We start from the raw sequence: 14,710 nt of genomic DNA on the forward strand, positions 1-14,710 counted from the left end.
TCGCCGAGCAGGTTGAAGAAGGTCGCCGCGTACGGGTAGGCGCGGAAGCCCTGGGAGGTCCAGGTGGCGTGCAGGACCTGGTCGACCGTCAGGCGAGCCTTCCCGTCGCGGTCGTCCCAGCCGACCTGGCGGACCATGTACGTGCGGGCCTTCACGCCGCCGTCACGGGTGGAGCCGGCGAAGTACTCCGCGGTCCCCTCGTTCATGGCGAAGGTGGAGTCGTCGGGCCAGCGGGCGGAGTCGGCGGGCCCGGGGATGGCCCAGCGGGCGTTGAGGTAGTGGGTGTACTCGTGCCGGAACAGTTCCTCCAGGCTGAAGTACGACTCGTCACCGGTGCGCTGGTAGGTGTAGAAGGTGGACCGGCCCTCCAGGAACATCCCGCCGTTGTTGACGTCACCGATCCCGAAGAGCAGGTTCTGCAGGTTGATGTAGCGGGACTTCGTGTCGTACAGCTGGATGTCGAGGGCCGGGTGGTTGTCGTCGGACAGTGGCCGGTCGGTGCCGATCACCCGGAAGAACTGGGCCTTGACCTGCTTGGTGGCGTAGTAGAGCTGGTCGGCGGTGGCCCGGTCGAGCGCGGTGTGGATGTTCAGGGTGCCGTTGTCGTAGCTGTACGTCTGGGGGAGGACCTCCTTCGCCACGTCGGCCCGGCAGACGTCGTACTGTCCGCAGGTGCCGAGCGCGTTGAGCGCCACGCCGAGGCTGGCCCAGGGCTTGCTGAGCCGGCCGAAGACGTCGGTGACCTGGCCGAAGGTCTGGCCGACCTGGTCGCTCAGCCGGGGCTTGAGCGCGTCGATCGTGGTGAACCGGCCGTACTCCAGCATCGCGTCGCCGGCCGCCCACTCGCTGGCGGTGCCCTTGAGGTGCCGGTAGCCCGCGTAGGCGCGGAAGGCCTCGCGGTAGTCGGCGTCGGCGGCCACCGCGGCCCGGAACAGCCCCTGCGGGTCCTGGTCCACGTTGTTGACGCCCTGGAAGTTGAGCTGCAGGGCGCTCTGGACGGCCCAGTTCCAGCCGTAGTCGCCGATGGCGGCGCCGCCGGGGGCGAACACCCCGAGGACCCGCTTGACCAGGGGTATCCGGCCGAGCCGCAGGGTGGGCGTGGTGCCGGTCTGCAACAGCTCGCCCATGACGCTGCCGTTGGCCGTGGTCGGCTCGAACACCCGCGGATTGGCGGTGTAGCGGGTCATCGCCCGGTCGACGGCCGCCGTGGTGGCGGCGTCGCGGATGTCGATCACGTCGTGGTGGTAGAAGTCGAACAGCACCACGACGTGCAGGTAGTACCAGAGTTCCTTCTGGTTGAGGTTGTCGGCGCTGTCGAAGGACGGCGCCAGGTCGCTGATCCGGTCCGCCACCGCCCGGACGTGGGCGCCGGTCATCACCTTGGCGAACCGCGCGTCCCAGGTGCCCAGCAACGGCAGCAGGCACTGGTCGTACGGGTGCCGGCGGTCGGCGAGGAAGTCGGCCAGCTCGCCCGGGGTGAGCGCGCTGAAGCGGTCGACGGTGCAGGGCGCGGCCTGGTCCGCGGGGGCCGCGGCCGGCGCGGTCCCGGTCGGCGTCCCGGTCGGCGTCGCGGGCTGCGGCTCGGCACTGGTCGGCTGGAGGGCCGCGGCGCCGGGCCAGCCCTCGGGGCCGGCCGCGAAGGCACCGGCCGGCGCGGTGGCCCGGTGCGCCACCGCGCCCTCGGGGCCGCCGGGGCCGTCGGCGGCCGGTCCGAACGCCCCGGCCGGGGTACCGGCGGGGGCGGCAGCGGCGGCGGCCGGGACACCGGCCGCCCGGGCGCTCTGCACGAGCGGCGCGGCCAGGGTCGCGGCCAGCGCGACCGAGAGCATCGTGGTACGCATGCGTCGGGTTGAGGACACCGGAACTCCTGAGTGTGGGGTTGTGGGCTGTCGGTGTCGTGCGGGAACCAGGCGCGGGCCCGTGGGGAGTGGAGGCGGGCACGCGCGAGGTCCGGTCCCGGGGCGCGGCGGGGAGAGGTGTGCGCTCCGACAGGACCGGCCGGGTGGAAGGTTCGGCCGGGCCTGGCCCGTACGGGCCGACCGCGGAAGCGGTAGGAACGGCGGGCCCGTACGGGAGTCTCCGGGGCGGGGCCGGCACGGTGGCGGGCCCCGTCAGGTGTGCGGCGGGAGGCGTGTCCGTCGGACACACTCGGAGCCGCACCGCCTCGCGTGGGGGTGCAGGGCGGTGCGGCGGCGGGCGGGCCCGCCGGGCGCCTCAGTTCTCGGGGAAGTGGCAGGCCGCCTCCCGGGTGCCCGGACCGGCGATCTGCAGCAGCGGACGCTCCGTCCGGCAGATCTCCCGGGCCTTCGGGCACCGCGGGTGGAAGCTGCACCCGGACGGCGGGTTGGCCGGGCTCGGCGGGTCGCCGAGCAGCACGATCCGCTCGCGCGCCCGCTCGGCGGCCGGGTCCGGCAGCGGCACCGCGGAGAGCAGCGCCCGGGTGTAGGGGTGCGCGGGATTGCCGTACACCTCCGCCTTGTCGCCGATCTCGACGATCCGGCCGAGGTACATCACGGCGACCCGGTCGCAGACCCGCTTGACCACCGAGAGGTCGTGCGCGATGAAGACGTACGCCAGGCCGAGTTCGTCCTGCAGCCGCTCCATCAGGTTGACCACCTGGGCCTGGATGGAGACGTCCAGCGCGGAGACCGGCTCGTCGGCGATGACCAGCCGGGGCGAGGTGGCCAGCGAGCGGGCGATGCCGATGCGCTGCGCCTGACCGCCGGAGAACTCGTGCGGGTAGCGGTCCAGGTGCTCGGGGATCAGCCCGACCAGTTCCATCAGCTCGGCGGCCCGCTTGCGTGCCCCGGCCGCGTCGGTGCCCTGGACCAGCAGCGGCTCGGAGATGATCCGGGCCACCGTCTGGCGGGGGTTGAGCGAGGAGTACGGGTCCTGGAAGACCATCTGCAGGTGGCGGCGGTGCGGGCGCAGCGCGGCCTGCGACAGGCCGCCGATCTCGGTGCCGTCGAAGGTGACGGTTCCCGAGGTCGGGTCCAGCAGCCGGACGATCATCCGCCCGGTGGTGGACTTGCCGCAGCCGGACTCGCCGACCAGGCCGAGCGTCTCGCCCTTGCCGACGTCGAAGCTCACCCCGTCGACGGCCCGGATCGGGGCGCCGGCCCGGCCGGTGCGGGCCCGCTTGCCGGGGAAGGTCTTCACCAGGTCCCGCACCGACAGGAGCGGCTCGGTTGAGCGCGGCCGGTCGGCGGGCGCCCGGGACGGCAGCGGCCGGTCGGCCGACGACGGGGACGGCAGCGGTCGGTCGGTCATGAGCGGGCTCCCAGCGGCACCAGCGGCAGGTGGCAGGCGGCCTGGTGGCCGGGGACGAGCGGGCCGAACGCGGGACGCTCGGCCAGGCAGCGGGCGTGCTCATCGGCGGTGGCGGCGGTGGTGCGGGCGCAGCGCGGGGCGAAGGAGCAGCCGGGGGCGGGGGCGATCAGCGACGGCGGGCTGCCGGGGATGGCCCGCAGCGGGGCGTCGTCGCTGTCGTCGAGGCGGGGCAGCGAGTCGAGCAGCCCGCGGGTGTACGGGTGCGCGGGGGTGGCGAACAGCCGGTCCACGGGGGCCTGTTCGGCGGCCCGGCCGCCGTACATCACCAGCACCTCGTGGGCGACCCGGGCGACCACGCCGAGGTCGTGGGTGATCATGACGACGCCGAGGCCGCGGTCCTGTTGGATGCGGGCGATCAGGTCGAGGATCTGAGCCTGGACGGTGACGTCGAGGGCGGTGGTGGGCTCGTCGGCGATCAGCAGGTCGGGTTCGCAGGCGAGCGCCATGGCGATCATGACGCGCTGGCGCATGCCGCCGGAGAACTGGTGCGGGTACTCGTCGACCCGGCGGGCCGGTTCGGGGATGCCGACCTCGCCCAGCATCTCCACCGCCCGCGCGCGGCCGGCCTTGCGGGAGGCCTTGAAGTGCACCCGGTAGTGCTCGGCGATCTGCTCGCCGACGGTGTAGAAGGGGTGCAGGCTGGACAGCGGGTCCTGGAAGATCATGGCGATCCGCCGGCCCCGGACGGTGCCCAACTGCCGCTCCCCCAGCCCGTTCAGCTCCTGCCCGGCGAGCCGGATCGAGCCGGTGACGGCGGCGCCGCGGTGCAGGCCCATCACGGCCAGCGAGGTGACGGACTTGCCGCTGCCGGACTCCCCGACCAGGCCGAGGGTCTGCCCGGCCGCCACGGTGAAGGAGATGCCGTCGACGGCCCGGACGGTGCCGCGCGGGGTGTCGAAGGAGACTGCGAGATCCTCGACCTCCAACAGTGCCATCAGTACCTCACTCTCGGGTCGACCACCGCGTAGAGCAGGTCGACCAGCAGGTTCGCCGCGACGATGAAGAAGGCCGCGAGCAGGGTGACGCCGAGGATGACCGGCTGGTCGGAGCGGATCAGCCCGTCGTAGAAGAGCCGGCCGACCCCGGGCAGGCCGAAGATGGACTCGGTGATGACGGCGCCGGCGAGCAGGCCGCCGAGGTCGATGCCGAAGATGGTCAGGATGGGTGTCATCCCGGAGCGCAGCCCGTGCTTGACCGTCACGGTCAGTGCGGGCAGGCCCTTGGCGCGGGCCGTCCGGATGTACGGCTCGGCCATCGTCTCGATCATCGAGTTGCGGCTCTGCCGGGCGTACATGGCCGCGTACAGCAGGGCCAGCGCGATCCACGGGAGCAGCAGGTTGGAGGCCCAGCCGAAGGGGTCGTCGGTGAGCGCGTGGTACGACGGGTAGGGCAGCAGGCCGGCGGTCCGCACGACGCCCCAGATCAGCATGATCGAGGTGAAGTAGACCGGCAGCGACGCGGTGCCGACCGACAGCACCATCAGGGTCTTGTCGGTGAGGCCGCCCTTGCGCAGGGCCGAGGTGATGCCGGCGCCGAGGCCGAGGACCAGCCAGAGCACCGCCGCGCCGAAGGCGAGCGAGACGGAGACCGGCAGGCGGTCGGTGAGCAGGTCCCAGACCGGCAGCCCGTACTCGTAGGAGTAGCCCAGGCACGGGAAGCCGCAGTGCACGGCGCTGGGGCCGCTGCCGTAGTCGCGGCCGGCGAAGATGCCGAGCAGGTAGCTGCCGAACTGGTCCCAGACCGGCTTGTCCAGGCCCATCGCCACCTTGACGGCGTCGAGTCGTTCGGGGCTGCACGTCTTGCCGCAGGCAGCCGCGGCCGGGTCGTTGGGCAGCAGGTAGAAGATGGTGAAGGTGATCGCGCAGATGGCGAGCAGGATGCCCGCGACGCCGATCAGCCGGCGGCCGAGGTAGATGATCACGACCGGCCTCCCCGGGGGTCGAGGATGTCGCGCAGCGCGTCACCGAGCAGGGTGAAGGCGAGCACCGCGATGAAGAGGAAGACCGTCGGGATGAGGAAGTACGTCGGATCGGTCTCGTAGTGGAGGATGCTCTCGGCGATCATCTGGCCCCAGGACGCGGTGGGCGGGCGGACGCCCACGCCGAGGTAGCTCAGGGCGGCCTCGGTGGCGATCATGCCGGGGATCAGCAGCGTGGTGTAGGCGATGATCGGGCCGGAGACGTTCGGCAGGATCTCCCGGGTGAGGATGCGCCAGGACCGGGCTCCGCCGACCTTGGCCGCCTCGACGTACTCGCGGTGCTTGAGCGAGAGGGTCTGACCGCGCACCACCCGGGCGATGCCGGGCCAGCCGAACAGGCCGATCACCAGCGTCATCAGGAGGATCCGGTTGACGTCCTTGGCCACCGACATCATGGCGATCATGAAGATCAGCGAGGGGAAGGACATCGTGAGGTCCATCAGCCGGGAGAGCGCCGCGTCGATGCGGCCGCCGAAGTAGCCGGCCACGATCCCGGCCAGCGTGCCGACGATCACGACCAGGGCGGTCGCGATGAACGCGATCAGCAGCGACACCTGGCCGCCGTGCAGGACGCGGGCGAACAGGTCCCGGCCCGAGCCGGGTTCGACGCCGAGCCAGTGCCGGGTGCCGATCCCGCCGAAGGCGCCGATCGGCGTGCCGCCGATGTAGGGGTCCACGGCGCGCTTGTCGAACTCCTCGGGGGTCCAGCCGCCGAGCGAGCTCAACGGGCCGGCCAGGGCGGCCGCCAGGACCAGCACGGCGACGGTGATCAGGCCGAACCTGGCCGAGCCCCTGGCCCACAGCTGGTCCCAGACCAGCCGCCAGGGCCCTCGCCCGGCGGCCTTCGCGGGGCCCGCCGCCGTGACCTCCACGGCGGCGGGCTCAGTGCTTGTACTCATCGGTGACGGTCCCTCAGCCCTGGCTCTTCGAGGGGTCCTTGAGGCCGACCACAGCCATGTCGATCATGCCGGCGTAACCGGAGTTGCCGAACGCGCCGGCCACGTTGGTGCCGACCAGCAGGGGGCGGCGCTGCCACATCAGCGGGATGGCCGGGGCCTTCTTCACCAGGTCCTCGTCGAGCTGCTTCCAGGCGGCGTTGGCCTCGGCCAGGTCGGTCATGGCCGCGATCTGGTCCATCCGGTCCATCGTGGCCTGGTCCCGGAACTGGCTGTAGTTGCCCTGGTTGCCCTTCTCCTTGATGGTGCGGCCGTCGAAGAGGAAGGGCAGGAAGGTCGCGGCGGACGGGTAGTCCGGGCACCAGCCGTTGATGTACAGCTCGGGGGCGTTCTTGATGTCGCCGACGGCGTCGGCGACGGCGGACGCGTCCACGGTGTTGACGGTGACCTGGATGCCGGCCTTGGCCAGCGACTGCTGGAGCGCCTCACCGCGGCTCTTGTCGCCGATGGAGACGGTGAGCGAGACCTTGAGGTCGGTCTTGCCGGCCGCCTTGAGCAGGTCCTTGGCCTTCTGCGGGTCGCCGGCGGCCGGGATCTTCAGCAGGTCGGCCTTGACGCCGCCGGTCAGCGCGGGCGGCAGGAAGGCGGTCGCGACGTCGGCCATCGCCGGGCCGCCGAACGCGGTGACCTGGGCCTCGCGGTCGACCGCGTACATCATCGCCTCGCGCACCTTCGGGTCGTCGAAGGGCGCCTTGGCGTTGTTCAGGTACAGCATGTCGGTACAGCCGGTCCGCTCGGCCACCATGCGGGCCTTGACGTCCGTCTTGGGCAGCACCTTGGCGACGGACTCGTGCTGCATCCACGGCATCTCGACGGTGGAGGCGTCGGCGCCGTCGCTGGCGATGATCCGGTCGTCGACCTGACCGCCCTTCAGGCCCTGGGTGACCACGATCTTGTCCGGGTAGGCCTTGCGGACCGAGTCGGAGGCCTGGTCCCAGTTGGTGTTGCGGACCAGCACGAGCTGCTTGCCGCGGTCGTAGGACTCGATCTTGTACGGCCCGGAGGAGAACGGCCGCGAGTCGTACTGGGTGCCCTTCTCCTGCGACTGCGGCACCGGGGAGAAGGTCGGCAGGGTGGCCGTGTACGAGAACTCGGCGACCGGGCGCTTCAGGCGGAAGACGATGGTCTTGTCGTCGGGGGTCTCGATGCTGGACAGGTGCTCGCCGGTCAGCGGGCCCTTGTAGTTCTCACCGCCGGCCAGGTACTGGACGGCGTAGTCGGGACCACCGGTGAGGTCCGGGGAGAAGGACCGCTCGACGTTGTACTTGATGTCGGCGGACTTGATCGGGCTGCCGTCCTCGTACTTCAGACCGTCGCGCAGGGTGAAGGTCCAGGTCTTGCCCCCGTCGGAGGACTTGCCGAGGTCGGTGGCGAGGTCCGGGACGATCTCGCTGCCGGCGGCGCCCGGCTCGGCCTTGAACGTGACCAGGGTGCGGTAGATCAGCCGGGTGCCGAAGTCCATGTGCGGCAGCACCCAGTTGCGGGCCGGGTCGAGGTGGGCGAAGTCCTGGTTGGTGAGGACGTTGAGCGTCCCGCCCTTGACCGGGGTGCCGCCGACGATCGAGCCGGCCTCCGCGCCCGGGCCCTTGGTGCTGGTGGCCGTGCTGTCGCCGGCGGTGTCGCTCTTGTCGTTCTTGCAGGCCCCGAGGCCGAGGGTGAGTGTCGCTGCGAGGGCCGCCGCAAGGGCGGCGTGGGTGCGCCTGGTCATGTGCAACTCCGCAGTGGGGGGCCGCCGTTGAGGCCCGTCGTCCGACCCCGGAGGTGATCCGGGGCCCGACCGGGAGGGCGACCCCAACAGGTCTAGCCGCTCCGCGGTGTGACCCGTAACATAGTAATGTGAAATTGCACTGCACAAGAGATGACGCATCCCGTTATCGAGCTGTGTCCGTGCGACCCCGCCGCCCCGCATAGGAGTCCCCCCGGTGACCCTCCGTCAGACCGGCCTCAACACCAGCAGCCACGACCTGCCGACCTCCCCCGCCCTGGAGGCCTACATGGCCACCGCCTGGGCCCCCACCCCGCTCGCCGACGACCGGCGCGTCCCCGGCCACGCCGTCATGCCCGGCCGCCGCGCCCGGCTCTCCGCCGCCTTCCCCGGCGAGCGGCTGATCGTCCCCGCCGGCGAGCTCAAGGTCCGCAGCAACGACGACGACTACCGGTTCCGCCCGCACAGCGCCTACGCCTGGCTGACCGGCCTCACCGGCGAGGACCAGCCCGGCCACGTCCTCGTCCTGGAGCCCGCCGGCCCCGAGGGCCACGAGCCCGTCCTCTACCTGCGCCCCCGCTCACCGCGCGGCGGCGACCCCGTGCGCGGCAGCGAGTTCTACCGCGACCGCCGCTACGGCGAGTTCTGGGTCGGCCGCCGCCCCGACCTCGCCGAGGCCACCCGCCTCACCGGCCTGCGCACCGAGCACCTCGACGACCTCGACAAGCTGCTCACCGGACCGCAGCCCGCCACCCGCGTCCTGGCCGGCGTCGACACCGCCCTGGACGCCGCCACCGACCGGCCCGGCTCACCCGACCGGCGCGCGAGCGACGCCGCCCTCGCCTCGGTCCTCTCCGAGCTGCGCCTGATCAAGGACGCCTGGGAGGTCGAGCAGCTCCAACTCTCCGTCGACCACACCGTGCTCGGCTTCCAGGACGTCGTCCGCGCGCTCCCCGCCGCCCTGCGCCACCCGCGCGGCGAGCGCTGGATCGAGGGTGTCTTCAACCTGCGCGCCCGCGCCGAGGGCAACGGCACCGGCTACGACACCATCGCCGCCTCGGGCGCCCACGCCTGCGTCCTGCACTGGATCCGCAACGACGGCGCGCTCGACCCGAACGCCCTGCTGCTGCTCGACGCCGGCGTCGAGACCGACACCCTGTACACCGCCGACATCACCCGCACCCTTCCGCTCGGCGGCACCTTCAGCTCCGCCCAGCGCCAGGCCTACGACCTGGTCCTCGCCGCCCAGGACGCCGGCATCGCCGCACTGCGCCCCGGCGCGCGGTTCCGCGACTTCCACCTCGCCGCGATGCGGGTCTTCGCCGAGGGGCTCGCCGACTGGGGCGTCCTGCGGATCCCCGCCGAGCAGGCCATCGCCGAGGACAGCGGCCTCTACCGCCGCTACACGCTCTGCAGCAGCGGCCACATGCTCGGCCTCGACGTCCACGACTGCGCGAAGGCCCGCACCGAGACCTACCTCGACGGCGTCCTGGAGGAGGGCCACGTCCTCACCGTCGAGCCCGGCCTCTACCTCCAGCCCGACGACGAGACCCTCCCGCTCGAACTGCGCGGGCTCGGCATCCGCCTGGAGGACGACCTCGTCATCACCGCCGACGGCGCCCGCCTGATGTCCGACGCGCTCCCGCGCACCGCCGCCGCCGTCGAGTCCTGGATGGCCGAGCTGCTCGGCTGAGCGTCGCCGCACGGCCGGCAGGGGGTTCGGGCTCAGGCCACCTTGATGGTCCGGTCCCCCTGCCGCACGGTGACCTCCACCTCGCCGCCGATCGCCGCCGCGCCGCGCTCAGCGGACGGCCCGCTCCCACAGCTCCTTGACGAGCTCCGCGGCCGGCCCGCTGCGGGCCGCGCGGTGGCCGGTGCCGGCCCACAGGTGCATCGCCCCGGTGTCCGCCCGTGCGGCCGCGGCCGCCCGCAGCGGCTGGGTGAGGTGGTGCACCTCCGGGTAGACGGCCGGCGCGTACGGCTCGTACCGCTCGATGAACGCGTTGCGCAGGCCGCGCGCCGGACGGCCGGTGAAGGCCCGCGTCACCACCGTGTCCGGGAACTCGGTCAGGGCGGCCCGGTGCGCCGCGGACGCCCCGGACTCGTCCGCGCGCAGCAGCGCCGTGCCCAGCTGGACGGCCACCGCGCCGGCCCGCAGCGCGGCCGCGACCGCCGGGCCGTCGGCGAGCCCGCCCGCCGCGATCAGCGGCAGCGCCGTCACCGCCCCGACGGCGGGCAGCAGTTCGAGCAGCGGCACGTCTCCCGGCCGGTCCGCCACCCCGTGGGTGGCCCGGTGCCCGCCCGCCTCCGGGCCCTGCACGCAGAGCGCGTCCACCCCGACCGCCTCGGCGCGGCGCGCCTCCTGCGGCGTGGTCACGGTGGCGACCTGGTAGCTGCCGGCCGCCCGCAGCGCCCGCGCCTCCTCGGGCGAGGGCAGCCCGAAGGTGTACGACACCACGGGGACGGGCGCGTCCAGCAGTGCGGCGATCTTGGCGTCCCAGTCGTCGCGGTCCGGCGCGATCGCCCCGGGCAGCCGCACACCCCACCGCTCGGCCTCCGGCAGCAGGTGCTCCCGGTAGGCCGCGACGGCCTGCGGATCGCCGGGCGCGGTGGGCGCGCCGGGCGCAGCGGGAGCGGCGGGCACGAAGAGGTTCACGCCGAACGGCCGGTCCGTCAACTCGCGCACCCGGCCGATCTGTTCGGCCGTCGCGGCGGCGCTCCGGTACCCGGCAGCGAGGAACCCGAGCCCGCCGGCCGCGTTCACCGCGGCGACCAGCTCCGGTGTGGACGCCCCGCCCGCCATGGGCGCGGCGATGACGGGGACGGCGAGTTCGTCGAGGCGGACGGCCATTCCGGGTTTCCTCCACTGCGCGCGACGGTTCGGACCGGCCCAACCCTACGCCCGACCGCTCGGCGGCGGGCCGGTCCGGGGATCCTCACGCGCCGCGCCGGATCAGCCCCCGCACCCGCGCCTCGCGCACCGCCGCCGTCCGCGAGTCCACTCCCAACTTCGCGTAGATGTGCACCAGATGGGACTTCACGGTGGCCTGGCTCAGATGCAGCCGCTGGCTGATCCGCTGGTTGGTGAGCCCGTCCGCGACCAGCCCCAGCACCTCCGTCTCGCGCGCGCTCAGCGCCGCCGACGGCGTCCGCATCCGCTCCAGCAGCCGGTCCGCCACCGTCGCCGCCAGCGCCGTCCGCCCCTGCGCCGCCGAGCGGACGGCCCGGGCCAGCTCCTCCGGCGGCGCGTCCTTCAGCAGGTAGCCGGTGGCGCCGGCCTCCAGTGCGGGCAGGGTGTCCGCGTCGGTGTCGTAGGTGGTGACGATCAGCACCCGGGGCGCCGCCGCCCGGGCCGTGATCGCCGCGGTGGCCTGCGCGCCGTTCATCGCCGAGCCCGGCCCGAACTGCAGGTCCATCAGCACCACGTCCACCTCGACCTCCGCCGCCAGCTCCACGGCCCGCTCGGCGGTGGCGGCCTCGGCGACGACGACGAAGTCCCGCTCGCTCTCCAGCACGGCCCGCAGCCCGGCCCGGACCACCGGGTGGTCGTCGGCGAGCAGCAGGCGGATCACGGGGGCGGTCACGGGGTCGGTCACGGGGAGTCCTCGGTGGTGGGGACGACGGGCAGCAGGACGGCGAGCGCCGTCCCCTCCCCCGGGGCGGACTCCACCGCGAAGGTACCGCCCAGCGCCCGCGCCCTGGCCCGCATGGACGGCAGGCCGAAGCCGCCGTCCCCGCCGCCGGCGGTCACGCCCGCCCGGGCGGGGTCGAAGCCCGCGCCGTCGTCGAACACGTCGAGCGCCACCTCGCCGTCCATGTAGCTGAGCGTCACCTCCGCGTGCGAGGCCTTGGCGTGCCGCACCGTGTTGCCGAGCGCGGACTGCGCGATCCGCAGCAGCGCGACCTCGTGCGGCACCGGCAGCCGCACCTGGTCGCCCGAGACGTGCAGCCGGACGGGCAGGCCGGCCTGGGCCGTCGTGGTGGCGCAGAGCCGTTCGAGGGCGACCGCCAGCGAGGTGTTCTCCAGGTCGGGCGGGGTGAGCGCGCGGACGAAGCGGCGGGCCTCGGCGAGGTTGTCCTGGGCGGCCTGTCGTGCCTGCTCGACGTAGTCGGCGGCGGCCTCGGTCCGGTCGGGCAGGGCCCGCTGGGCGGCGCGCAGCAGCAGCTGGATGCTGGACAGGCTCTGGGCGAGGGTGTCGTGGATCTCCCGGGCGAGCCGTTCGCGTTCGGCCAGCACCCCCGCGGCGTGCTGCGCGGCGTCCAGGCCCGCGCGGGCCGCGGTGAGCTCGTCGATCAGCCGGCGGCGCTCCTCGCTCTCCCGGTGGAGCGCCTGGTAGCCGAAGACGGTGACGACGGCGACGGCCGCGCCGAGCGTGGGCCCGATCACCGCGGCGAAGTTGAGCGTGTGTTGGTGCCAGGACCACGCCACGATCGCGACGACGGTGGTGAGGGCGACGGCGACGAGCCCGCCCCGGCGGCCGAGCAGGTGCAGCTCCACGAAGCACAGCGGGAACGCGAGCCAGACGCCGTCCTGGGTGGCGATCAGCACGCCCACCCAGGTCACGCCGAGCAGGGCCAGCCAGGGCAGCACGGCGCCCGGTCGGGCCCGGCGGACGGCACCGATCAGCGGGCCGGCCGCGTAGACCGCGGCCATCGCGGTGCCGGCGGCGACGACGGCCACCGGGTCGCCGCCCGGGCCGAGCAGCGCGCGGGCCACGGCGAGTGCGAGCAGGCCCGCCACCATCAGGTGCAGGCAGCCCTGGAGCACGCGGGCGACGGGGGTGGTTCGGGGTCGTTCGGTCGCCATCCGTCCAGCCTAGGGTCCGCGGCACCGGGCGGCATCAATCAAAAGGTTGAACTCCGTCTCTCCCCTTCGATGCCGAGGATCCAATCCCGCGCGCGATGCCCGCCGGCCCCGTCCCGCGCGACCGTGGTGAGCGTCGCAGCCGCAACCGGCGGCCGTCACCGAAGAAGGAGAACCCGGACGTGTTCGTCGCCTGGAGGGACCTGCGGTTCGCCAAGGGGCGGTTCGCCCTGATGGGGACCGTCGTCGTACTGATCACCGTCCTGGTCGGCCTGCTGTCCGGCCTGACGGCCGGGCTCGGCCGGCAGAACATCTCGGCGATCACCGGCCTGCCCGCCGACCACCTGGCCTTCGCCGTCCCGGCCGAGGGGCAGCGGCTCTCCTTCACCGACTCCCAGGTCACGCCCGAGCAGTGGCAGGGCTGGGCGCAGGTGCCCGGGGTCACGGCCGCGCAGCCGCTCGGGATCACCACCACCAAGGCCGCCGCCGGGCAGCGCACCGCCGCGATCTCCGCCTTCGGCGTGCCGGACGGCTCGCCGCTGGCCCCGCAGGGCGCGGCGGTCGGACCCGGCCGGGCCGTGCTGTCGCGGGCCGCCGCCGACGACCTGGGCGGCCTGCGCCCCGGCGCGGCCTTCACCCTGGCCGGCCGCCCGCTCCAGGTCGCGGCGGTGGCCGGCGACGCCTCGTTCAGCCACACCCCGGTCGTCTGGACCAGCCTCACCGACTGGCAGTCGGTCGCCCCGGGCGGCGCCGGGCACGCCACGGTGATCGCCCTGACCACGGCCCCCGGCGCGGACCTCGGCGCGGCGGACGCCCGCCACGGCACCGAGACCCGGAGCAGGGCGGACGCGCTCGCCGCGATCGGCTCCTACACCTCGGAGAACGGCTCGCTGCAGCTGATGCGCGGCTTCCTGTTCGCCATCTCGGCGCTGGTGATCGGCGCGTTCTTCACGGTCTGGACGATCCAGCGCAGCGGGGACGTCGCGGTGCTGAAGGCGCTCGGCGCCTCCACCCGCTACCTGCTCACGGACGCGCTCGGCCAGGCGGCGCTGCTGCTGGTGCTCGGCACGGCCGCCGGCACGGCGATCGCGGTCGGCGCCGGCGCGCTGCTCGGCTCCGCGGTGCCGTTCGTCCTGGACGCCCCGACCGTCCTCGTCCCGGCCGTCGTGATGATCGCGCTCGGCGCGGTCGGCGCGGCCCTGTCCATCCGCCGGATCACCTCCGTCGACCCGCTGACCGCCCTGGGGAGCGCCCGATGAGCCTGCACCTCGACCGCATCACCCTGACCTACCCGGACGGCGACGGCCGGCTGACCGCGCTGGACGAGGTCTCGCTCACCGTCCCCAAGGGCTCGATCACCGCGGTGGTCGGCCCCTCCGGCTCCGGCAAGTCCAGCCTGCTGGCCGTCGCCGCGACGCTGACCACCCCGGACGCGGGCCGGGTGGTGGTGGACGGCGTCGAGACCACCGGGCTGGGCCGGGCCGAGCTGACCGCGCTGCGCCGGCACCGGATCGGCATCGTCTTCCAGCAGGCCAACCTGCTGCCCTCGCTCACCGCCGCCGAACAGCTCCAGGTGATGGCCCACCTCGACGGCCGCTCCCCGCGCGCCGCCCTCCCGCGCGCCCTCGAACTGCTGGCCGCCGTGGGCCTGCGCGACCAGGCGGCGCGACGGCCGCACCAGCTCTCCGGTGGTCAGCGCCAGCGCGTCAACATCGCCCGCGCCCTGATGAACGACCCGACGGTGCTGCTGATCGACGAGCCCACCAGCGCGCTGGACCACGAGCGCGGCGCCGCCGTGATCGACCTGATCACCGAGCTGACCCACCGCCGCGCCACCGCCACGGTGCTGGTCACCCACGACCGGACCCACCTCACGGCCGTCGACCGGGTCGCCGAGGTCCACGACGGCCGGCTCACGGTGCCCGCGGCGGCGTGAG

At 73.8% G+C, this 14,710-nt stretch carries 12 protein-coding genes; 3 read left to right on the forward strand and 9 right to left on the reverse strand.

Features of this window, described 5'->3' with window-relative positions; translation table 11 throughout:
- From ACWDRR_RS39720 to ACWDRR_RS39745, 6 genes are all read right to left on the reverse strand, one after another.
- Positions 1 to 1,841, reverse strand: a 1,841-nt coding sequence (locus ACWDRR_RS39720; protein WP_449777163.1) for a collagenase, incomplete at its 3' end; no start/stop codon positions are given.
- Between the two features lie 373 nt (positions 1,842 to 2,214).
- Positions 2,215 to 3,270 (reverse strand): ABC transporter ATP-binding protein, encoded by a 1,056-nt coding sequence (locus ACWDRR_RS39725; protein ID WP_449777164.1) that lies wholly within the window; start codon positions 3,268 to 3,270, stop codon positions 2,215 to 2,217.
- The gene (locus tag ACWDRR_RS39730; RefSeq protein WP_449777165.1) at positions 3,267 to 4,265 is read right to left on the reverse strand and encodes an ABC transporter ATP-binding protein; all 999 of its coding nucleotides are present in this window, start codon (positions 4,263 to 4,265) and stop codon (positions 3,267 to 3,269) included. The genes ACWDRR_RS39725 and ACWDRR_RS39730 overlap by 4 nt, the downstream gene beginning before the upstream one ends.
- Positions 4,265 to 5,251: an ABC transporter permease gene (locus tag ACWDRR_RS39735; RefSeq protein WP_449777166.1), complete on the reverse strand. Its 987-nt coding sequence runs from the start codon at positions 5,249 to 5,251 to the stop codon at positions 4,265 to 4,267. Before ACWDRR_RS39735 ends, ACWDRR_RS39730 begins: the two co-directional genes overlap by 1 nt.
- Positions 5,248 to 6,207: an ABC transporter permease gene (locus ACWDRR_RS39740; RefSeq protein ID WP_449777167.1), complete on the reverse strand. Its 960-nt coding sequence runs from the start codon at positions 6,205 to 6,207 to the stop codon at positions 5,248 to 5,250. Before ACWDRR_RS39740 ends, ACWDRR_RS39735 begins: the two co-directional genes overlap by 4 nt.
- Before the next feature lie 13 nt (positions 6,208 to 6,220).
- Complete coding sequence (locus ACWDRR_RS39745) at positions 6,221 to 7,972, reverse strand: ABC transporter substrate-binding protein (RefSeq protein WP_449777168.1); 1,752 nt, start codon at positions 7,970 to 7,972, stop codon at positions 6,221 to 6,223.
- A 214-nt stretch (positions 7,973 to 8,186) separates the two neighbouring features.
- Here ACWDRR_RS39745 and ACWDRR_RS39750 point away from each other — a divergent pair, with 214 nt between their 5' ends.
- Positions 8,187 to 9,662, forward strand: coding sequence for an aminopeptidase P family protein (locus ACWDRR_RS39750; protein ID WP_449777169.1), 1,476 nt, complete (start codon positions 8,187 to 8,189; stop codon positions 9,660 to 9,662).
- A 108-nt stretch (positions 9,663 to 9,770) separates the two neighbouring features.
- Here ACWDRR_RS39750 and ACWDRR_RS39755 read toward each other — a convergent pair whose 3' ends face one another.
- The 3 genes from ACWDRR_RS39755 to ACWDRR_RS39765 form a co-directional block, all read right to left on the reverse strand.
- On the reverse strand, positions 9,771 to 10,820 hold the full coding sequence (locus tag ACWDRR_RS39755; RefSeq protein ID WP_449777170.1) for a nitronate monooxygenase: 1,050 nt from the start codon (positions 10,818 to 10,820) through the stop codon (positions 9,771 to 9,773).
- Between the two features lie 85 nt (positions 10,821 to 10,905).
- Complete coding sequence (locus tag ACWDRR_RS39760; RefSeq protein ID WP_449777171.1) at positions 10,906 to 11,565, reverse strand: response regulator; 660 nt, start codon at positions 11,563 to 11,565, stop codon at positions 10,906 to 10,908.
- Positions 11,562 to 12,776 carry a sensor histidine kinase gene (locus tag ACWDRR_RS39765; protein ID WP_449777172.1) on the reverse strand — a complete coding sequence of 405 codons (1,215 nt, stop codon included), beginning with the start codon at positions 12,774 to 12,776 and terminating at the stop codon, positions 11,562 to 11,564. Before ACWDRR_RS39765 ends, ACWDRR_RS39760 begins: the two co-directional genes overlap by 4 nt.
- 179 nt (positions 12,777 to 12,955) lie before the next feature.
- Here ACWDRR_RS39765 and ACWDRR_RS39770 point away from each other — a divergent pair, with 179 nt between their 5' ends.
- Positions 12,956 to 14,032 (forward strand): ABC transporter permease, encoded by a 1,077-nt coding sequence (locus ACWDRR_RS39770; RefSeq protein WP_449777173.1) that lies wholly within the window; start codon positions 12,956 to 12,958, stop codon positions 14,030 to 14,032.
- The gene (locus ACWDRR_RS39775) at positions 14,029 to 14,709 is read left to right on the forward strand and encodes an ABC transporter ATP-binding protein (protein ID WP_449777174.1); all 681 of its coding nucleotides are present in this window, start codon (positions 14,029 to 14,031) and stop codon (positions 14,707 to 14,709) included. Before ACWDRR_RS39770 ends, ACWDRR_RS39775 begins: the two co-directional genes overlap by 4 nt.
- Position 14,710 lies beyond the last annotated feature (1 nt).

It is taken from the genome of Kitasatospora sp. NPDC003701, from assembly GCF_053587085.1.

Excerpts from the sequence above, each read along its gene's own strand:
- ACWDRR_RS39775 (WP_449777174.1), top strand. The coding sequence starts at position 14,029 with ATGAGCCTGCACCTCGACCGCATCACCCTGACCTACCCGGACGGCGAC.
- ACWDRR_RS39755 (WP_449777170.1), bottom strand. The coding sequence starts at position 10,820 with ATGGCCGTCCGCCTCGACGAACTCGCCGTCCCCGTCATCGCCGCGCCC.
- ACWDRR_RS39765 (WP_449777172.1), bottom strand. The coding sequence starts at position 12,776 with ATGGCGACCGAACGACCCCGAACCACCCCCGTCGCCCGCGTGCTCCAG.
- ACWDRR_RS39730 (WP_449777165.1), bottom strand. The coding sequence starts at position 4,265 with ATGGCACTGTTGGAGGTCGAGGATCTCGCAGTCTCCTTCGACACCCCG.
- ACWDRR_RS39740 (WP_449777167.1), bottom strand. The coding sequence starts at position 6,207 with ATGAGTACAAGCACTGAGCCCGCCGCCGTGGAGGTCACGGCGGCGGGC.
- ACWDRR_RS39725 (WP_449777164.1), bottom strand. The coding sequence starts at position 3,270 with ATGACCGACCGACCGCTGCCGTCCCCGTCGTCGGCCGACCGGCCGCTG.
- ACWDRR_RS39745 (WP_449777168.1), bottom strand. The coding sequence starts at position 7,972 with ATGACCAGGCGCACCCACGCCGCCCTTGCGGCGGCCCTCGCAGCGACA.